This is a genomic window from Deltaproteobacteria bacterium, assembly GCA_026388415.1.
Taxonomy (GTDB): Bacteria; Desulfobacterota; Syntrophia; order Syntrophales; family JACQWR01; genus JAPLJV01.
On record JAPLJV010000038.1, the window covers coordinates 1 to 20509 of the forward strand.

At 54.6% G+C, this 20509-nt stretch carries 18 protein-coding genes; 10 read left to right on the forward strand and 8 right to left on the reverse strand.

Going from position 1 to position 20509, the window contains the following annotated elements; genetic code table 11:
* From NT140_07760 to NT140_07770, 3 genes are all read left to right on the forward strand, one after another.
* Nucleotides 1–410 (forward strand): hypothetical protein (locus NT140_07760; GenBank protein ID MCX5831764.1); only part of this gene is annotated, 410 nt, incomplete at its 5' end.
* The gene (locus NT140_07765) at nucleotides 370–1095 is read left to right on the forward strand and encodes a FecR family protein (protein MCX5831765.1); all 726 of its coding nucleotides are present in this window, start codon (nucleotides 370–372) and stop codon (nucleotides 1093–1095) included. The genes NT140_07760 and NT140_07765, both read left to right, overlap by 41 nt.
* Before the next feature lie 446 nt (nucleotides 1096–1541).
* The gene (locus NT140_07770; protein MCX5831766.1) at nucleotides 1542–3425 is read left to right on the forward strand and encodes a tetratricopeptide repeat protein; all 1884 of its coding nucleotides are present in this window, start codon (nucleotides 1542–1544) and stop codon (nucleotides 3423–3425) included.
* 3 nt (nucleotides 3426–3428) lie between these two features.
* Here NT140_07770 and NT140_07775 read toward each other — a convergent pair whose 3' ends face one another.
* Nucleotides 3429–4430, reverse strand: a complete 1002-nt coding sequence (locus NT140_07775) for a zinc-ribbon domain-containing protein (GenBank protein ID MCX5831767.1) — start codon at nucleotides 4428–4430, stop codon at nucleotides 3429–3431.
* A gap of 22 nt (nucleotides 4431–4452) precedes the next feature.
* The gene (gene hpt / locus NT140_07780; protein ID MCX5831768.1) at nucleotides 4453–4977 is read right to left on the reverse strand and encodes a hypoxanthine phosphoribosyltransferase; all 525 of its coding nucleotides are present in this window, start codon (nucleotides 4975–4977) and stop codon (nucleotides 4453–4455) included.
* 151 nt (nucleotides 4978–5128) lie between these two features.
* Here hpt and NT140_07785 point away from each other — a divergent pair, with 151 nt between their 5' ends.
* From NT140_07785 to proB, 5 genes are all read left to right on the forward strand, one after another.
* Nucleotides 5129–7663 carry a TIGR03960 family B12-binding radical SAM protein gene (locus tag NT140_07785; GenBank protein ID MCX5831769.1) on the forward strand — a complete coding sequence of 845 codons (2535 nt, stop codon included), beginning with the start codon at nucleotides 5129–5131 and terminating at the stop codon, nucleotides 7661–7663.
* A 68-nt stretch (nucleotides 7664–7731) separates the two neighbouring features.
* Entirely contained in the window at nucleotides 7732–8043 is a 312-nt protein-coding gene (rplU, locus tag NT140_07790; protein MCX5831770.1) for a 50S ribosomal protein L21, read from the forward strand.
* Between the two features lie 11 nt (nucleotides 8044–8054).
* On the forward strand, nucleotides 8055–8318 hold the full coding sequence (gene rpmA / locus NT140_07795; protein MCX5831771.1) for a 50S ribosomal protein L27: 264 nt from the start codon (nucleotides 8055–8057) through the stop codon (nucleotides 8316–8318).
* A gap of 362 nt (nucleotides 8319–8680) precedes the next feature.
* Nucleotides 8681–9679: a GTPase ObgE gene (gene obgE, locus NT140_07800; protein MCX5831772.1), complete on the forward strand. Its 999-nt coding sequence runs from the start codon at nucleotides 8681–8683 to the stop codon at nucleotides 9677–9679.
* A gap of 254 nt (nucleotides 9680–9933) precedes the next feature.
* Entirely contained in the window at nucleotides 9934–11064 is a 1131-nt protein-coding gene (proB, locus tag NT140_07805) for a glutamate 5-kinase (protein MCX5831773.1), read from the forward strand.
* A 47-nt stretch (nucleotides 11065–11111) separates the two neighbouring features.
* Here proB and NT140_07810 read toward each other — a convergent pair whose 3' ends face one another.
* From NT140_07810 to mtaB, 6 genes are all read right to left on the reverse strand, one after another.
* The gene (locus NT140_07810; GenBank protein MCX5831774.1) at nucleotides 11112–12644 is read right to left on the reverse strand and encodes an N-6 DNA methylase; all 1533 of its coding nucleotides are present in this window, start codon (nucleotides 12642–12644) and stop codon (nucleotides 11112–11114) included.
* 1 nt (nucleotide 12645) lies between these two features.
* Nucleotides 12646–13701, reverse strand: coding sequence for an AccI family restriction endonuclease (locus NT140_07815; GenBank protein ID MCX5831775.1), 1056 nt, complete (start codon nucleotides 13699–13701; stop codon nucleotides 12646–12648).
* Nucleotides 13702–13809: 108 nt separating this feature from the next.
* Nucleotides 13810–14703: a GTPase Era gene (gene era, locus NT140_07820; protein MCX5831776.1), complete on the reverse strand. Its 894-nt coding sequence runs from the start codon at nucleotides 14701–14703 to the stop codon at nucleotides 13810–13812.
* 126 nt (nucleotides 14704–14829) lie between these two features.
* Nucleotides 14830–15891 carry a radical SAM protein gene (locus NT140_07825; protein MCX5831777.1) on the reverse strand — a complete coding sequence of 354 codons (1062 nt, stop codon included), beginning with the start codon at nucleotides 15889–15891 and terminating at the stop codon, nucleotides 14830–14832.
* Nucleotides 15891–16637 carry a ribonuclease III gene (gene rnc / locus NT140_07830; GenBank protein MCX5831778.1) on the reverse strand — a complete coding sequence of 249 codons (747 nt, stop codon included), beginning with the start codon at nucleotides 16635–16637 and terminating at the stop codon, nucleotides 15891–15893. Before rnc ends, NT140_07825 begins: the two co-directional genes overlap by 1 nt.
* Nucleotides 16630–17934, reverse strand: coding sequence for a tRNA (N(6)-L-threonylcarbamoyladenosine(37)-C(2))-methylthiotransferase MtaB (mtaB, locus tag NT140_07835; protein MCX5831779.1), 1305 nt, complete (start codon nucleotides 17932–17934; stop codon nucleotides 16630–16632). The genes rnc and mtaB overlap by 8 nt, the downstream gene beginning before the upstream one ends.
* A gap of 390 nt (nucleotides 17935–18324) precedes the next feature.
* Here mtaB and rmuC point away from each other — a divergent pair, with 390 nt between their 5' ends.
* Both rmuC and NT140_07845 read left to right on the forward strand, forming a co-directional pair.
* A complete protein-coding gene (rmuC, locus tag NT140_07840) occupies nucleotides 18325–19566 on the forward strand; it encodes a DNA recombination protein RmuC (protein ID MCX5831780.1) in 1242 nt (413 codons plus the stop codon).
* Between the two features lie 286 nt (nucleotides 19567–19852).
* Nucleotides 19853–20509, forward strand: a 657-nt coding sequence (locus tag NT140_07845) for a hypothetical protein (GenBank protein ID MCX5831781.1), incomplete at its 3' end; no start/stop codon positions are given.

A 20509-nucleotide genomic window follows, 5' to 3' on the forward strand; every position in this document is an offset into this window, starting at 1 on the left:
ACAGCCCCCTTACGATCGGCTCCGGCGGCGTTTCAGCTTACGGCAGCATATCATTGGCGGCCTCGGGTTCTGATAACCTTACAATCGCTGGAAACATCGCGTCATCGTATGGAAATATCAGCCTGATGGCGCCCGGTGGCAGTATTGCCGTCAGCCCCGGTGTCAGTTTGAGCGCCCCGTATGGCACGATAACGCTGAATAGTGTATCTACCGGTACCGACGCTTTGGCGGTTGTAGGCAATAACACGGCTACCGACTATACGGTATCTTCACTGTTAACGGCGATGGGACTAATAACGTCGGATGAAAGTGGCGATGATGAAGATCAACGTAAGAAGAAAAATAAGGAAGGCGGAGACCAGAAGACCGATGAAAAGAAAATGGACGACGACAAGAAGTATTGTAATTAGCTTATTACTGCTGTCTTTTTTGCTGATGTTAAGCCCTGTGGCCTTTGCCGAGGTAGAGGTGGGCAAGGTTACGCACTTGAGCGGGCCGCTCCTGGCCAAAAAGGCGGACGGCACGACGCGGGTCTTGTCCATAAACTCTGCCATTGAACAGGGTGATACCTTAGCTACCGAAAAAAAGACCTACGCGCGGATCAAGTTCACCGACAACAGCGAGATCAACATGCGCCCCGGCACCCAGCTTAAGGTATCACAGTATCACTTCGATCAGGCCAAACCGGCGGAGGACAAGGCCGTTTATAACCTGGCCAAGGGAGGGATGCGCGCCCTCACGGGGTTGATAGGTAAGCGGGGTGATCAGGATAGCTACAAATTACTGACGGAGACTGCGGTAGCAGGCGTCAGGGGCACCACTTATGAAGTAAAAATTTGCGACGGCAACTGCGGATCGGTTCCGAACGGGTTGTATTTATTTGTCCTGGAAGGAATTATCAGTGTCAGCAACGCGGCCGGCACGCAGAATGTGACCGCGGGCCAGTACGTATATGTGCAGACAGCGACGTCCATACCGACAATTCTACCCGGCAATCCCGGCATTGACTTCACACTGCCCGCATCAATCGCCGATGCGCCGAAACCCGGCGATGGTGAAGCAAAGAAAAATGATCCCGGCTGTATCGTGCGGTGAGGGCGCGGGCTCAACGAAGCATGGAAATACCATCTGTCATTCCGAACCCCTTATCAGGTACGGGGCAGACCCGATCCGGAATCCAGGTGTAAAAGTACTGGATACCGGCCTACGCCGGTATGACGATCTGTTTTATTTGCTGGTTCAGGCTTGTAGCCTGAATCAGTTTTTAATATCCTTTTGTTAATGTTAAGGTTCAATCTGCAAGATTGAACCAGCGACAGGGCTGGATACCGACCTACGCCGGTATGACGTTCTATTTTCTTAAATAAAAATCTCCCCTAACCCCTCTTTACCAAAGAGGGGGGGCAGAGGGTTTTCTCCTTGCTAAAGAGGGGAATAATAATAAATTCCCCCTTTAGAAAAGGGGGATGAAGGGGGATTTGAGGTGTATCCTACATCGGATTAAACCAGCCAAGACAGGCCAGTCACAAGGATTTATCCGTTTGAAACGCCAAGACAAACCGGTAGACAAGAAGATATCGTACAGGAACAGATTGAACCGCCTCCTGGCTTCTTTTACAACCCTTTCGACCGAACGACGCGCCGCCATCCTCCTCGTATTGATTTTACTTCTCGCCGCACTGCTTCGGCTCATCGCCCTCGCTAACTGGGGGGACAGCCTCTACTCAAATTTTCTGCTCTGGGACGAACGGATCTACGACGACTGGGCGCAGAAGGCGGCTGCCGGGGCGATGTCCCCTTTCCCTGTGGCTGAGTTCGCCGCCCTTCCCGCCTATCTCATGGTTTTTGTTTATAAAATAATCTCGCCCGATCCATTTTTCATCCGGCTCCTGAATATCCTCTGCGGCCTGATCACCTGCTGGTTGATTTACAAGATCGGCGCGGAATTGGGCGGTGAACAAGTCGGTATGCCTGCCGGCCACTGGACAGGCCGGCAGATTGGAATGGCGGCGGCGCTCCTGGCCTGCCTCTACAAGCCATTTATCTTCTTTAACGTCACTATCCTGAAGGAATCCCTCGGTATTTTCCTTTTCGCAGCGGTCATTTACCTGCTCCTTATAATCCTGCGCCGCCCGGAGACCTGGCGGATACTACTGCTTGCCATTGCGGCGGGACTGCTCGCCAATGTCCGGCTGAACGCCATCGTCCTGATCCCCTGGATTGGCCTCCTGATCGCCTGGGCCGCCTGGCGGGATAACTGGCCGTGGAAGCGCTTCGCTACGACCGCCGCTCTGTTCGTGGTCGGGCTCGCCCTCAGCCTTGCCCCATTTCTGGCCGCCCAGTATCGCCTGACCGGCGAGATGCGGCCCACGGCGGCAGGGGGATTCAATCTCTACCTGGCGAACAATCCCGATAATCCCCTCCCCTACTACCGGCCCGTGTCTTTCGCCTCCTCCGACCCGGCCGAACAGGCCGTCCAGTTCACGATCGAGGCAAGCCGCCGGACGGGGAAAAAGCTCTCGCCGCAGGAGGCCTCGGACTTCTGGACCCGCGCGGTGGTGAAAGAGACCCTCGCAAGGCCCGCCGCCTTCGCCGTGAAGCTCGGGCAGAAGACCCTGACCCTCTTCAACGCCTTTGAGGGCGAGGACAACTACCACATCGGTTTCATGGGCCGGTTCATCCCCTTCTTCCATTTCCCGCTGCCCGGCCTGGCGCTGCTCCTTCCCCTCGGAATGGCGGGAATCATCTTCCGCGCCCGTTCCCGTGCGACCTTTGCCGTCATCTCCATCGCCTGTCTCTACGCCCTGACGCTCATCGTCTTTTTTACCAACATGCGAATCGGAATCCCGCTTGCCGTCATCCTGATACCCTTCGCCGTCCTGGGGATCGCCGATCTCTGGCAGTGGTTCCGTGAGTGCCAGACCGGGAAAATTATTGCCTTCGGCGCGGTGGCGTTGGCCTTCCTGATGATTGAATTCATCCCCGTCGCCGGGACGGGGGACATGACCGCCTACTACAACGCCCACGCCATCAACCTGGCCACCAAGGGATTTGAACCGGAGGCCGTCCGCTACTGGCAGGAATCCGCCGCGATGAATCGCCCCTATTCGGCCTATGCGAACTACGCCCTGGCGACCGTCTCCCTCCGGAGAGGTGATCCGGAGGCGGGGAAACGCTACCTGGCGCAGATCCCCGATGCCTCTTTCGTTGCGGCGCAGAAGTACGAGCTGCTGGGAGATATCCTTTGGCGCGAGGGACGAACGAACGAGGCCGTCGCCGCCTACAGGCGCTCGCTCTCGATCAACGCGGGACAGCGCCAAGTATATATGAAGATGATCCGGATTTTTGAGACGTTCAATCCATCCGAAGCGACCCGTTTGCGCCAACAACTCGCCTGGGTCGCTTCTTTCTATCCTGCCGAGTAACCGTTATTCCAGCAGCTTCTCTGCCCCGGAGACCATGACGGTGGTTTTTCCGACGGCCTGCTGGTCATGGTGGGCTATCACCACCATAAAGGGGATATTGCCGTTGGGATTGAGGCGATCGCCGGTTACATTGCTGCCCAGAGGCTCGGAAAGCATGCGTTTGAGCTGGTTTTCCGATAAGGTCGCCAGCTCGCCATCAGTGAGGATCTTGCCGCAAAATGAGGTCCATTCTCCGATAATGCTGCCGGCGGTATCGTATAACCTGCCCCTTACCTGCACGCGCGTCAGAGGGTACTTCCCCTTGTTGACGACCGTGCCTTCCACCACGCGCAGATTACCCATGAGCCAGTTATTGACAAAATGCTGCCGCACATCCTGCGGAATCGCCTGCCCCCATACTGAACCCGGCTGCCCGATGAGATTTTCCGCCCAGGGGAAATACGGGGAGAGCGCATCTGCCACTCGCTGCCGGTCTTCAGGAAAAACCCCGATATAGACACCGGTCAATACTATGATCACGAGAAGCACCAGTAAGATATAGGCAAAAACTTTCAGAACGGGATGCATTTTATTCTTTTCTTCGGCCCCCGTTGGTTTCAGCCGGGCGCTCACATCCCTGGTCAAGCCTTCGCTTTCGACGCTGAACATATCATCGTCAAATTCCTTGACCGACGAACCTGGCCTGGCTGCATCGTCAATCGCATCCTGGATTCCCTTCACCCGGGACAACAGCTTGGCGTCGCTCGTTTGTCCGGAAGTGGTTTCTGCGCTGTCCGGCTGGATAGAGAGAATAGGTTCCGTGGGAGAGGTCGTGGCACCGCCGTCCGGGACTGCTGCTTTATTATCCGGCTCCGCTGGAAGGCTGGCCTGTTTCTCCCAGGAGGGATTATCCTGAAAAAACACGTCCTGGCAACGGCCGCACCGGACCCATACGCCCTCCCCGGTCATGATTTGATCGTCAAACCGGAAATCAGTCTCACACTTTCTGCACCTGATAATCATCATCTTCTTCTCTCCATTAAAACATTCATCCCCTGATAACACAAATGTCTGGTAAAAAACGGGCCTTTTCATTGAAATCCAGGCCGTAACCCACAATAAAACCATCTTCGACGGTAAATCCCACATAGTCGGCTTCGAAATCCACCTGCCGCCGGGCGCGCTTGTCCAGAAAAGCGCATACCTTGATGGAACGCGGATTTCTTTCCTGCAGCCAGTTTACCAGCCAGGTCAGGGTAAGGCCACTGTCTATGATGTCTTCCACAATAAGAATCTCCTGGTCTTTGATGGAGGTCTCAATATCCTTGGTCATGACGACCTTCCCGGAGCTCGTGGCGTCAGCGCCGTAACTGGCCAGCCGGACAAAATCTACGCGGCAGGGGATGGAGAGGCAACGGATCAGATCGGCCATGAAGATAAAGGCGCCCTTGAGGATGCCGATCACAATGAGCTCCCGCCCCTGATAGTCGCGGGAGATATCGGCCGCCAATTCCTTGACCCTTTTTTCAATCAGCTCCCGCGGATAGAGAATTTCTCTTTGCAGCGTTTCCAAATTCACGAGCCCCCATATTCCGGCGCATACACTACCGAAGGTAACAAATACTGTCAATGAAAATCATGAAGGCGAATAAAATTGCAGATCAGAGGCAAAGGTGCTAAAGAAGCGCGCCGTGATCATAGGGGTTAGGGGGTCAGGAGCAAAGATGGACTGGGAAGATTTGCTGATAGCCGTGGAAAAACCGAGCCGCTATTTGGGGACGGAGGTCAATGCCGTGCGCAAGGGGCGGGAAGCGGAGCTGCGGTTTGTCCTGGCCTTCCCCGACACCTATGAAGTCGGGATGTCGCATCTGGGCATCCAGATCCTCTATGAACTGCTGAACCGTATCCCCACCGTGGCCGCGGAAAGATGCTTTGCTCCCTGGCCCGATATGGAACGGCTCCTGCGGAAAAAAAACCTCCCGCTGACTTCGCTGGAGACGCATCGGCCTCTTGGCGCCTTCGACCTGGTCGGATTTTCCCTCCAGTACGAGCTATCTTATACCAATGTCCTCAACATGCTGGAATTAGGCGGTATTCCCCTTTTATCTTCCGAACGTGGGGAAGGAACGCCGGTCATCATCGCGGGCGGCCCCTGCGCCTTCAATCCCGCGCCTATGGAGGCCTTTATTGATGCCTTCGTCATCGGCGAGGGGGAAGAGGCAATTTTGGAAATTGCCGCGGTAGCCCTGATCATTAAGAGACGGGGCGGGAGTCGCGCCGCTATGTTGTCCGCCCTGGCCGACATTGCCGGCATTTATGTCCCCGCCCTGCATGAGGAAGGAAAACGGATCCGCAAAAGGATCGTCAGCGACCTGAATAGGTGGTGTTTGCCTACCCGGCCGGTGGTGCCGCTCATGAAGACCATCCACGACCGCATCACACTGGAAATCGCGCGTGGTTGCACGCGGGGCTGCCGTTTCTGTCAGGCGGGGATGGTCTGGCGGCCCGTACGGGAAAGGGAGCAGGCCGGAATCGAAGGCATGGCCGAGGGGCTGCTCTGCGCCACGGGCTATGACGAGATTTCCCTGCTATCGCTAAGTTCGGGCGATTACAGCCGCATTGAACCGCTGCTCGCCACCCTCATGGAACGGTACTATGAAAAACGGGTTGCCCTGGCCCTGCCCTCTCTCCGAGCCGAAACCCTGACCAGAAGTCTCATCGAAAATATTCGCCGGGTGCGCAAGACAAGTTTTACGCTGGCGCCCGAGGCCGGCACCCAGCGCCTGCGCAATATCATCAATAAAGGTAATAGTTCCGGGGAGCTGCTGGCCACGACGGAGCAGGTATTTGCCGCCGGATGGAAGTCCATCAAGCTCTATTTCATGCTCGGCCTGCCCGAGGAGACGCAAGCCGATCTCGAAGGGATCGTGGATCTGGCCTACCAGACGCTGAAAACCGGTCAGCAGCGCGGACAGGTCACGGTCAGCCTTTCCACCTTCGTGCCCAAAAGCCATACGCCCTTCCAGTGGCAAAGACAGATCAGCCTGGCCGAGACCAAGGAACGGCAGTTTTTCCTGAGAGACCGGATCCGCCACCGCAATATCAGCGTCAAGTGGCACGACGCCAAAACCAGCCTGCTGGAGGGCATCCTGTCGCGCGGTGACGCCCGGACCGGTGAGCTCATCGCCGCCGCGTTCCGCCTCGGCTGCCGTTTCGACGGCTGGACGGACCAGTTGCGCTTTGACCTGTGGGAGCAGGCGATGACGCAGACGGGCGTCAATGCTGAGCCCTATCTGGAGGCACGGGATCATAACCGGGAGCTGCCCTGGGACAGGATAGATTGCGGCGTGAACCGTGATTTTCTGCTGGATGAGGCCAAGAAGGCCCTGGCCGGAGAAGCGACGCCCGATTGCCGCAACGGACTTTGCCAGGACTGCGGGGTATGCGATCAGGAGACCATCAGGGTCATTACGGCCGCCGCACCTGGGCCTATTCCAAAACCCGCTCACCCTGAGCCCTTCGACCCTGCTCAGGAGATGCTTGTCGAAGGGCAGCCAATTTCATTACAGGCCAAGGCAATAGCTGCCGGAGAAACTGGCAAACTGTTCCGGATAAAATTCGCCAAGCTACATACCGCACGCTTTTTATCGCATGCCGAACTGTCGGAGGCATTGATCCGCGCCATCAAACGCCAGGGCCTGACCTTCGTATATTCCCAGGGCTACCACCCGCATCCCCGGATTTCCTTCGCCATAGCCACCTCCGTGGGGATGGAGAGCCAGGCGGAGTACGCGGATATTCAAGTCGTCGCCTGCGCGCAGGAACCGCTCCAACTGCAAGAGGAGATCAATGCCCTGCTGCCGGCGGGACTGGAAATCCTCGATATCAAAGCAATGACGCCCCCAGCCGGGAGTTTATCCACCCTGGTGACGGGATTTACATATACCATCACCCTGCCGGCAAATGACAGCCTCGATCTCACCGGGATGAGGGGAAAAATGAACGCCTTTCTCCAGTCCAAAACGGTGATTATAATACGGGAGACCGGTGAGAAAAAGGTCGCCAAGGACATCCGCTCCTTCGTGTCCCGACTGGTTTTAGATGCCGAAAAACGCGCGTTGATCCTCACAGCGCTGATCAGCCCGGAAGGAACAGTCCGGCCGCTGGAAATACTGACGCACGTGCTGGGGATAGGTCCCGAGGCGGCGTTACAGGCGCGGATAGTCAAAACGGAAACCCATTGGGCCGTCAATAAATAAATTCTATTGACAAATGGCATCAAACTTCTGTATGAGTGCGAACCAAAATTCGTTATAAGGATTCAGCTATGTATGCAGTCATAAAAACAGGTGGAAAGCAGCACCGGGTTTCAGAGGGAGAGATGCTGTCCATAGAAAAAGTCGCGGGCGGCAAGGGCGACGAGGTCGTCTTCAGCGAGGTGCTGATGGTCGCCGACGAGAATAACGTCCGCGTGGGCACACCCGTCGTGGAAGGCGCCAAGGTCATCGGCGTGATTATGGAACAGAAGAAAAACAAGAAGATAGTCGTCTTCAAGATGAAGCGCAGAAAAGGCTACCACAAAAAGACCGGACATCGCCAGCCGCAGACGAGCATGCGGATCAAGGCGATTACCATTTAGCGGAGGCGGACATGGCACACAAAAAAGGACAGGGCAGCTCCCGGAACGGACGGGACAGCAAACCCCAGATGCGGGGCGTAAAGGTTTATGGCGGTCAGGTAATCAGCGCGGGCGGCATCATCATCCGTCAGTTGGGAACGAAGATCCATCCCGGCGTGAACGTGGGACTCGGGAAGGATTATACGATCTTTGCCAAGATAGACGGCGTCGTAAAATTTGAACGGTATGATAAGACCCGCAAAAAGGTTAGTGTTTACGCGGCAGCGGAGGCATAAACAGACAATGCAGGGGCAACCGCGAGAGCGTAAATGCCCCGGGCCGATGCACAAGATTATTATCGAAGCATATTAAAAGGCACTTCAAATAGTGCCTTTTATTTTTTATGATACCCACATGACGGTACGTCGTCACAAAGGACAATGAAAATCTCCCCTAACCCCTCTTTAGGAAAGAGGGGGAGTAGATTGTTTCATTTTTGCCAAAGAGGGGGAGTAGGGTGTTTAATTTTTGCCAAAGAGAGGAAAATAACGTCCCCCTTTAGTAAAACAACTAAATCTTCCCTCATTGGCAAAGGGATACAACTAAACTTCCCCCTTTAGAAAAGGGGGATTGAGGGGGATTTGAGGTTCATTTTCAGATGAAATTCATTGACGAGGCAAAAATTCTGGTCAAGGCCGGCGACGGCGGGCAGGGTTGCGTGAGCTTCCGGAGGGAAAAATTCATCCCTCACGGCGGGCCGGACGGCGGCAACGGCGGCCGGGGCGGGGACATCATCCTCATCACCTCGCGTAGCCACAGCACGCTGCTCGATATGAAATACCGCCAGCATCACACGGCCAAGCGGGGCGGGCACGGCTCCGGCAACAACCGGACCGGGAAAGACGCGATAGACATTGTTTTGGTCGTCCCGATGGGCACTTTGGTAAAAGACGATGCGACCGGGGAGATTCTGGCCGATCTCACCGAGGAAGGGCAGCGCTTTATTGTGGCCAAAGGCGGTATCGGCGGCAAAGGCAACGCCTGGTTTACCTCGTCCACTTATCAGGCCCCGCACTTTGCCCAGGAAGGCATGCCCGGTGATGAACGCTGGGTAAAGCTGGAGCTGAAACTCCTGGCCGATGTGGGGATCATCGGCTTCCCCAATGTGGGAAAATCGTCCTTTATCGCCCGGGTGTCGGCCGCCCGACCCAAGATCGCCGATTATCCCTTCACGACCCTGACGCCCAATCTCGGCGTCGTAAAATACGGCAATCTGGAATCATTTGTTATTGCCGACATACCGGGACTGATCGAAGGCGCCCATCAGGGGTTGGGCCGCGGCATAAAATTTCTGCGTCATGTGGAAAGGACGAAAGTGCTGCTGCATATCATTGACATTGCCGACGGCGATTGTCCGGGCGCCTGGGAGAACTATCTGACCATCAACGGGGAACTGGAAAAGTTTTCCGCCGATATGATGGAAAAGCCGCAGATCGTCGCCATCAACAAAATTGATCTCCCGGACACGCGGGAAAAGTTGGAAATAGAGCTGGCCCGGTTGGAAAAAAATGGTATAAGGGCCTACCCCTTTTCCGCCGCGACGGGCGAGGGCACAAGAGATATCCTGAATGAAATGATTCGCCTGCTGGGCAGGTAGGTAACACTCTCGTGGCGGCGCACCGTCACCAAGGACAATGAAAATCTCCCCTAACCCCTCTTTACCAAAGAGGGGGAATAGAGGGTTTCCTCTTTACCAAAGAGGGGAACAAAATATCCCCTCTAGCAAAGAGGAGAATAATAACCTCCCCCCTTTAGCAAATGGGCGCAAAATAACCTCCCCCTTTAGCAAAGGGGGATTGAGGGGGATTTGAAGTTCATTTTCAGATGAGAGGCAGTTGTATGTCCAATAGTATAAGAGAAGACATACTGGTCCCGGTCAAAAAGGTCCTGATCAAAATCGGCAGCGCCGTGCTCACGGGCGCCGACGGCCTGGATCTGGCCATTATTGATCAGTTGGTCGAGGAGATCGCCCGGCTGAAAGGCCAAGGCTATCAGATCATCATGGTCACCTCCGGGGCCATCGCCTCGGGGAAGCACCGCATGGGGATTACGGGCCCCTTGAAAAGCATCCCCCAGAAGCAGGCCGCGGCCGCCATCGGTCAGGGGAGGCTCATGCGCGTCTATGCCAACGCCTTCGGCAAACAGGGCATCCACGTCGCGCAGATCCTGCTCACCATGAGCGACCTGACCGACAGGAAGAGATTCCTGAATATCAAAAACACCCTCTCTACGCTCGTCGAATGGGGCGTCATTCCAATCATCAATGAAAACGACACGGTGGCCGTTGACGAGATAAAATTCGGCGACAACGATCACCTGGCCGCAATGATGGCGAACCTCATCGAAACCCACTTAGTCATCAACCTGACCTCGACGGATGGCCTTTACGACGGCAACCCGACGGTCTCCCGACAGGCGAAACTCATAACGCTCGTGCCGGCCTGCACCGACGAAATTGAAAAAGTGGCGACCGAAGACACGACCTCCGTCGGTTCCGGCGGGATGAAAAGCAAGGTCAAGGCCGCCCGGAAGGTAACGGCCTGCGGGATTCCTTACATCATCGGTCCCGGGAAAGAAAAAGGAGTGCTTGCAGCCATCTTTTCCGGCCGGGAGAAAGGCACGCTGTTCCTGCCCGTGCGCCAGCACTTGAAAAGCAGAAAGTCCTGGATCGCCTTTACCCTGAGACCGCGGGGACGTTTATGCCTTGATGCAGGGGCCCGGAAGGCCATCCTGGAGGACGGCAAAAGCCTCTTGCCTTCCGGCATCATAGGCGTGGAAGGCAATTTTGAGGCCGGCGATGCCGTAACCTGCGTAGATCGCGAGGGCGCGCCCCTGGCCAACGGCCTCGTCAATTACAGCGCCGCAGAGATCATCCGCATCATGGGTTTGAAGACTTCCGAAGTAGAGGGAGCCCTCGGCTACAAGGATTACGACGAGGTAATCCACCGCGACAACCTGGCCGTCACGGGGAAAAAGCGCTAAGCTGAAATAATTGAGGTTTATGCGGTCTATACTCCTGTTGGCTCTGATTATCCAAAGTCAAGGGCGCCTTGTTTGAGCGTCAGGTACTTAGCCAATCCTTCTGCATGAACCAATGCGTCAGGCAACGGTAGACGTTCCAGAGCCCGGGGTTCAACCTTTATGGCATCTCCACCATAGGATTTTCCAACCTTCTTGAGATTACTGATAGTCTCTGCGTTCGAGAGAACCTTCCAGAGATGTTCGATAAATTCAGGAGACGAATGTTTTGGATAAACACACAGCAGGCACGTCAGGGGAACCACGTCAGCACGATTTCTGATGAAACGCGCACTTCTTCTGCCGAGATAGGCAAACAGGATTGGCGGAACTTTGCGTACCTCCATCCGATACCACGGTCTTCGCGTCTTTATGAGAGTTTTATCTGGCAGACCTCTTCTTTCGCCGTCCTCGAGATATTTCTGCACAGACCCCGGAAGCTGATCAAGTGACATCCCGTTGACGTTCAATAATCGGGTTGGTCTCCCCTTGTCTTCAAGTCGGCTAATATCCTCCGGATTAAAGTACTCACCTTGGACATCTCGCATTCTTCCCAAAGCCTTTACCAGCAAGGTATCTGGAATTTCCAATTCCTTGGCGCGCGCTGATGTCATAAAGAAGAAATCATTGTCACCCGTGACAATGCCACGCATAACGGAGGCAAAATCGCCAAGAGTGTATTGATGTTCGGCATCGTCTGACGGTGGTCTTGACAACCCAGTAGTGAGAGCTTCGGACAATAATCGGCGATGGACTTGGATGCCTTTGTAGTTTTTCTGCGGTCGTCCCGAAACGAGTGCCGTTACCTCTTTTGGATCTCGATCAAGACATTTCACCCAGTCAAATTCACTGGCCGGTTTTGCTTTGCTGATGAGAAAGACGAGGGCGTTGGTGTCAACATCAGGGAAGGGTGTGGCTTCTGAAGCGAATGCGATGACCGCGTCTAATCTGTATTGAGAACAAATCCATTGCCAAAGGGCATTAGCAAACACACCCTCGCAAATGTCCGCCGAAACAATATAGGCGAGACGTCCCTCGGGGGCCAAAGTCAGGAGCGCCCTGATGAGAAAATAAACATGCAATCCCGCCCGCCCGTCAATATGCCGCCCAGTCGCCTTACGCGCAAACTCTTTTAGATGCTCTTTTTGTGCCGGCGATAAACGGTGATGGCGGATATAGGGGGGGTTGGCAATTATGGCTGGGAATAGTTCTGATGGTGGATCGAGAACGAAATCCCTAATTTCTACGTTTCCTAAGTCTTCAGTGACCAACCCCGATATTCTGGCTTGGTCAATCACCTCGGGGTCAATATCACGGCCGAATAGCGTCAGATCAAAGTCGTGCGATTGAGCGTAGCGCTTTGCCGCACGAAAGAAGACACCCTGGCCCAGAGCAGGATCAAGCAAGCGTGATGGTTTTCCCCGCAAAACATAGGCCACCATGATGTCCGCTGTCCAATCAGGCGTCCAGAACTGCCCTTTCTTGCGCTGATCTTCCCTCTTTACTCCTGAGCGAGTGAGTTTGTATGCTTGTGTCTTTGGCATGTCAACCTACTCTGAACGAGTCCAAGACAGATAATGCTTCGACAGACAGCCTCGACTTTCCTCCAACAAATCGGACGTATGGGAGGATATGTCCATTCTTATCAGTGATTGAGTCTGCCACCAATTCCGGTTCGACGATTGTTGTGGCCAACGGATAGGCATGCCTGTAGTAAATCTTGTAAATCACCTTTTTTGTCGTGGCGCCGCCCGGAGCCTGGAACACCTGCTCGGTTGGTTCAATGTCACCTTGCGAAAACAGTTTCTCTGCGTCCGCAAGTGATATACCAAACGCCTCGTCAAAGAACGCGTGCCAAACGTGAATCTGTATCTTTCTTTTACTCTGCCAGTTATTCAAGGGTGCTCTGTCTTCCTCCTTGATGATAATCGTTGGGAGGACCGCCGCTTTCTTTAGACCTTTACGCCCGCCTAGACGTTTCTGTGGAGTAAGCGGTGTTGCATAATCCGGCATCTGCTTGGCCCTCCAAAGACTGTTCTCGCATTCAACGGCAATGACTGCGTGTTCCAGCAGGTCTTGCATCTTCGCGTCGTCTTCCGTTGTAAAGGGCAATTCACTCAGTCCGTTCAATCCCTTGACCGCAGAGTCAACCTTGGCTCTATCCTGCACCCGATAAATCAATAAGTCAGGCCGCTTGATCTTACCCAGTCCAGCCTTTTCCAACCGCTCGAAATAGAGTTCAAACGCCCGGACATCGTTATCTGGAGCAGTTCCGCTCGGACCATACGGCAGTGCAAAATACTTGCCGGTCGCATTTACTGCCTGTGTCAACCGTTCTTCGCTCCACACACCCTGAGACCATCGCATGAGAAAGTCGCTGCCGCGAAGGCGTCGTGGGTTGAGCAAGAAATCTGCCCAAGGTGCGCTGCCCATTGCCCGGAGTGCCATACGAACTTCTTCCATCGAGACGGACAAAACCTTCTCGAAAGGGTGTTCTGAAAGTCTGTTCATGTTTTTCCTTTCCTTGAGCCAATAATCATTTGATTTATCGGCATAGTACACGATTGGAGCAAATGTAGAATACGCGCCTGTCTGTTCCATGTTTAGACTATCATAATTTGCATTTGAAATCTGTTACAATAATGAGATTTTCCTGACTAACTCTTTAAGAAAGCCCGCATCAACCGGGTCAACCATAAATAATGCGTCTCACGATTTTTCCCCGTAGCCAAATTCCTTCAGTATTTTTGCATCTTTAGTCCAGCCTGGGCGGACTTTGACGAACAACTCCAGATAAACCCGCGTGGCGAAGAATTTTTCCAGCGACAGGCGGGCCGCCGTGCCGATCTGCTTCAGCATGGTCCCCTGCCGGCCGATCAGGATGCCTTTATGGGAATCCTTCTCCACGTTGATGACGGCCTGGATGCGCAGCAGATTGCTTTTCTCCACCTCCTGAAATGCCTCCACCACCACGGCCAGGGTATAAGGCACCTCCTGCCGGACCAGCAGGATAATCTGTTCCCGGATCAGCTCGGCGGCAATAAAGCGCTCCGAACGATCGGTCATCATGTCTTCCGGGAAGTACTCGGGGCCTTCGTTCAGGTGCGGCCAGATTTCCTCAAGCAGGATGGCAACGCCGTCTCCGGTCCGGGCGGAGATGGGGACGATGGCCGCAAACGGGAAAAGGCCTTGGAAGCGCTCGATGAGCGGCAGGAGCTGCGGCTTGGCAACCAGGTCAATCTTGTTGATCGCCAGAATAACCGGTATTTTCAACTCCTGCAACGCCCGGATGATAAATTCATCGCCTTTTTGGCAGCCCGCATCCGCTTCCACCAGGAGGAGCAATAGATCGCTGTTGCCGAAGGTATCCAGCGCGGTGTCCACCATATAGCGATTCAGCAGCGTTTCCGCCTCGTGGATGCCCGGCGTATCCAGGAAGATGAGCTGGCCTTCGGGCAGGTTTTTGATCCCCATGATCCGATTGCGCGTGGTCTGCGGTTTGTGGGTGGCAATCGCGATCCGCTCCCCCACAATGTTGTTCAAGAGCGTTGACTTCCCCACGTTCGGCCGGCCGATGATGCCGATAAATCCTGACTTAAACACTGGTTTCTCCTTTGCTGATAACCTCTCAAATACATGTAAAAGTATGAAATCCCCCTAACCCCATCCCGTCAAGGGAGGGGAACACATTTTAAAGAGTTTTGCAACTACCGCCCCAGGCAGCAATTGTCAATAGACGGACAAGTCGGCCATTTTCAGCCGCTCCGTCTTGCCCGCCGAGGTCACCACTAAACATCCCCGGGGCTGGTTTGAGTCAACGGCTACAGTAAGCGACGACAGGGAGAACTTCTCTTTAATCACCTCGATATTGCGGTTTTTAGGACCACGGAAGGTTGCAACATCTTGCGGAGACAAATAAATGACAGCATCCGCGCCCCCTGCGTTCAGGATGTTCAGGAGCCGGACCGCCAGATCGAAAAAAATTGCTTCATCCACCAGGGAACGGAAGGCGGGATGGTAAGGGCCGGCCACAATGCTGCCCGGCTTTTCCAGAGCCGGCGTCGCCTGGAGGCCCAGGCGAATGACGGGGATGCCGGCCGCCGCAAATTTGCTCAAGGCCCGCTGGCAGGCGGTTATGGCCTCCGCCATGCTGAGGGGCTGATAATCGCCGCGCGCCCACATCGTCGCAAGCTCCGTGCCGGCCAGGACCAGCGTGGGATGGATTCGTACCGTGTCGGGAGCCAGGGCGATTGTTGCCGCCACGGTCCGGGCAAAGCCTTCGCTGCTGTCTCCCGGCAGGCCCACCATCAGATGTATTCCAGTCTCCAAGCCGCGGCTCTGGAGAAGTTCCATGGCCTGACGAACATCGGCGGCGGTATGCCCCCGCCGTGACAAACGCAGGACATCGTCCGCAAGCGACTGGGCGCCGATCTCCACCGTCCGGACATTCAATGCTTTGAGAAAATCCAGGCCCTCGGCATCAATATAATCCGGCCGCGTAGAGATGCGGATACTTTCTACCTGCCCCTGCCTGATGAAGACATTAGCCAGCTCGAGCAGTTCCCGCTGACGCTCCCGGTCTATCCCGGTAAAATTGCCGCCGTAGAAGGCAATCTGCACGGGTCCTTTCTTGCGGCGGCGACTGCTCAGGCAGGCAGCAACCGTCTCCCGCAGGCTGGCCTCAGTGATGCGCGGCTGGTCGGCGCCTACCGCCTTTTCCTCATTGCAGTAGATGCAGCGCTGCGGGCAGCCCTGCTGGAGAACAAAGATGGGAATGATCAAAGGCGGCATTATCCTGTCTCGCCCGGAACATCATTATCATTTAAGACATTGGATTCATTTAATATTTCCAGCGCCTTTTTGGCCGCCTGCTGTTCGGCTTCTTTTTTGTTTTTCCCCGTCCCGCAGGTGTCGAGGACGCCGTTTACTGTCAACCTGATCTCAAAAAGCTTGTTATGGTCCGGCCCATACTCGCCGACGAGGGCATACTGGGGGATTGTCTTGAAGCGGTTCTGGGCTGTCTCCTGCAGGGTGGTTTTATAATCCCGATAGATCAGCTCCCGCGTGTCGGCGATAATCAGCGGGGCAAAGAGCCTGCTTACAAAAATCAGGGTTTTAGCGAAACCGCGATCCAGATACAGGGCGGCAATTACGGCTTCAAAGGTATTGGCCAGCAGGGAGTTCTTCTCCCGGCCGCCGGAGATCTCCTCCCCCTTGCCCAAAAGCAGATAATCGCCGAGGCGGAAGCGGCGGGCCAGTTCGACCAGCGGCTGTTCACTCACCACCGAGGCCCGGAGTTTCGAAAGTTGTCCTTCCGTATAGGCGGGAAAGGCCTGCATGAGCAGGTCGCTGATGCAAAGCTCCAGCACCGCATCGCCCAGAAACTCCAGCCGTTCATTGTCCTGCACGGCCAAAAGCGGATTTTCGTTGACAAAAGAACGGTGGATCAACGCATTGTCCAGGAGCGCCAGGTCTTGCCAACTGTCATCTAATTGCTGCGCCAGGCCTCTTAGGGAGGTCATTCTTTCTTCAGTCATGGTGTATTATCCTGCCGATAAGTTTACCGTCCCGCACTTCCTCGGCCAGCACCGTCACCAGAGAACCGGGCCGAGACGACTGGCCGTTCCGGACGACAACGGGAATATAATTATTTGAGAATCCCTGCGTCCAGCCGGTCTCCCGGTCCCTTTTCGATTCTAACAACACTGTCATTTCCCGTCCGAGGAATTGACGGGCAAAGGCCTCCCTTTTTTTCATTCCGAGCTGCCTCATGATGCTCCCGCGTATCTTTTTATCGGCTGCCCCGACCTGATCGTTCCGGGCAGCGGCCGGCGTTCCGGGGCGCGGCGAATAGGAAAATACATGCAGATAGGCCAACGGCAGTTCCTCAACAAGTTGCCGGGTATGGGCGAACTCCGCTTCCCCTTCGCCCGGGAAGCCGACCATGACGTCAACGCCGATTGCCGCCTCGGGCAGATAAGTCAGTATTTTATGCGCGAGGCCGCGGAAGAAGGCGCCGTCATAGACCCGGCCCATCGCCGCAAGAATCCCGTCGTCGCCGCTCTGCAAAGGGATGTGCAGATGCCGGCAAAAAATGTCCTTGTCCCTCATAAACTCCAGCAAGGCGTCGGTGATCTCGAGCGGCTCCAGGGAACTGAGCCGCAAGCGCGGCAACTGTTTTATTTCCGCCACCTGTCTGAGCAGTCCCGGTAAATCACAGACCGGTTGCAAATCCCGGCCATAGGCGCCCAAATTGATGCCCGTGAGCACCAATTCCCGGTGACCGGCCTGGCCGATCGTCTGAATGCGTTTAAGTACTTCTTTTCCCGCGAGACTCCGGCTTTTGCCCCGCGCATAGGGAACGATGCAGTAACTGCAAAAGCAGTTGCAACCATCCTGAATCTTCAGAAAGGCGCGCGTCCGTCCGGCAAAGGCCCTGGTCGCCGGGGTGGAAAACTCTGTGACCCGGCGGATATCGCTCTGCACGCTTTGCTTGACACCAGCCGCCATTTCCCTGAACAGGCCGAGAATATCCCCCTTTTCCACGTTGCCCGCCACCATGGTCACCCCGGGCAGCAGGGCGATTTCTTCGGGAAGAACCTGGGCGTAGCAGCCCGTCACGAGAATGGCCGCCCGGGGGTTGTGCCGCGCCGCCCGCCGGATCAGTTGCCGGGACTGGAAATCCGCCTTACCCGTAACGGTGCAGGTATTGATGATATATATATCCGCCGCCCCATTGAAGGCGACAGGGGAATACCCGTTCTCCCGGAGCGTCTCAGCCATACCGGCCGATTCATATTGATTGACCTTGCAACCCAGTGTCGCCAACGCCACGCTAATCAACTCATTCCGCCTCTGAGAACTTTGAAAATGTCTTTCTTTTCATAAAAGTCATCGCGATGTTTGGTGTTGATAGACGATCTCCGCCAGCGGTCAGGGCGATTCTACATTACCAAGCATCTCGTACCCCCGCTGCGCACGTTCCTTAACCAGGGCAAACTTAATGGGTAGAATTTATATAGTCATAATTACAGGCGCTTCAGTAAACCTTATCGGCGTCATGTTGTCAAGTACCTGATGAATAATTAGGTGAGCCATTATTTCGTCCTGAAGTCACCTGAAGGCCAGGATGTCGGAGCCTGTTCTAACCGTTCTTCCCTTTTGCAACGGACAGTAGTATGAAGGGCAGAAACCAAATACTGACCGCCTTACGGAGAAAAGAAAATGACAAATATGCTGCTCGGCGTCACCCTCGCTGCCCTTGTAATCATTGCCGCGTTGATGGTTGTCTTCCTGGTAATCAGGCGCCGACCAGACGCCGATTTTTCCTATTTCAAGCTGCTGGCCGAATCGTGGCAAAAGAATCAGGAACGGGCAGAAACGATCATCCGTGAGGAAATTGCCCGCAATCGAGAGGAAGCTGCCGTTCAGGCCCAGAGGTCGCGGGAAGAACTGAGCGGCTCGCTGGAATTATTGCGCCAGGCGGTAGAGCGGGGGCTTACGGAAATGCAGACCGACAATGCCCAAAAGCTCGAACAGATGCGGAGCACGGTGGCAGAAAAGCTGGAGGGAACGCTGGAAAAGAGGCTCGGCGAGTCGTTCCGGCAGGTCTCCGAGAGGCTGGAAGCGGTTCATCAGGGGCTGGGCGATATGCGGAATCTCGCCGCCGGTGTGGGAGACCTGAAAAGGGTGCTGACAAATGTGAAAACGCGGGGCGGCTGGGGAGAGGTCCAGCTCGGCGCGCTGCTCGAGGAAATACTGGCCCCGGAGCAATTCGGGCGTAATGTCCAGACCCGTGAAAACAGCCAGGAAGTAGTGGAATTTGCCGTCCGGTTGCCGGGACAGTCGGAAGGAGGCAAAGAAAGCGTCTGGCTGCCCATAGACGCCAAGTTTCCCCTCGAAGATTACCTGCGGCTGGCGGAGGCCCAGGACAAGGCCGACCTGGAGGCTGTGGAAAAAGCCGCTAAAATGCTGGAGACGAGCGTCAAGACATGCGCCCGCAACATTTCCGCCAAGTATATCAACCCTCCGCTCACGACCGACTTTGCCATTATGTACCTGCCGACGGAAGGACTTTACGCGGAGGTGGCCAAAAGACCCGCCCTTGCGGAAATCCTGCGGCGCGATAACCGCGTCATTGTTGCCGGTCCCTCCACCTTTGCCGCTCTTTTGAACAGTCTGCAGATGGGCTTCCGCACCCTGGCGATCCAGAAGCGCTCCGGCGAGATATGGGCATTGCTGGGCGCGGTCAAAGCAGAATTCGGGAAATTCGGCGGCGCGCTGGAAGGGGTAAAGAAAAAGCTCGAACAGGCACAAAACTCGATGGAAGACGCCGCCCGTAAATCGCGCGCCATTGAAAGAAAGCTGCGCGATATTGAAGAACTGCCGGATGAGAAAGCGCAGCAGTTACCTCCTGAAAACAGGCCGTCAGACAATGAACCCGCCGGCAATGAGGGGGAGTTTTGAACAACCAACCTTCTGAACTAAAACGTCCGCAGTCGCGCAACGAAGAGACCGCCAACAGCGCCGCTCACAGCATTGGCTTGCTGGCCGCCTTGATTATTCAAGATCATGCTGTTATGATACTCGTTGTAATCCGATTCAATAGTTGAAACTGTGATCGTATAAAGGAATTGCAACCATTGCAAAAATAGAGAACAATATTTCGGAAGCGAGCATTGACACCATGATAAGTTTTTTTAATTTCTTTTCAAAACCACCTAGCCTCAAACAGCTCCCCCTTAAGCGTTATATGATTAAATTTTCTTTGGACCGGCTTGTGTTCGGGGTTGACAGCATCCATATTGATGTCCACATCAGTCCGCAGGTGCACACCATCGTTAAACAGGCGGTGTCTGTTTCAATGATTAAACACAGCCGCTCTGAATACTTTTTTGAGGGCGAAAAAAAAGACCGTCGTGAAAGTGAAAAATCTGCTTTAAAGAATGTTTGCACAGATGTCTTGCTGGAAGGAATAAACACGGCTAAATCCAGGTCTGAAGTTCAAATTGATTTCCTGGGACAGTTTGCTCTGGCAAAAATGTTTATTGAAGAAATCAATGACGGATATCGCAATTTGATAACGAGATTTGAAGTCCTCATCAGAACCTATGAGTTATCTCGACAATATGACCGGGATGAATTGTTCAAAATGGGGGAGAAACTGACTGAAATCAAGCAAAATCAGAAACGGATTATTCGTCTGGTGGGAGAAGAACTGTTTCAGGTAATGGCTGATATTCACGCCAAAAATCTGAAAAATATCCGTGAGTCGAATTTCCCTTCCGAGGACATTCTCCCGGACCACTTTTTCATCAATCCGACACTCCATTGCGATAACGTTGCAGACGATTTTCTTCTGATGGATGCATATGCGCTCTTGATCCAGCGATCCGATGAGCCCGATAAT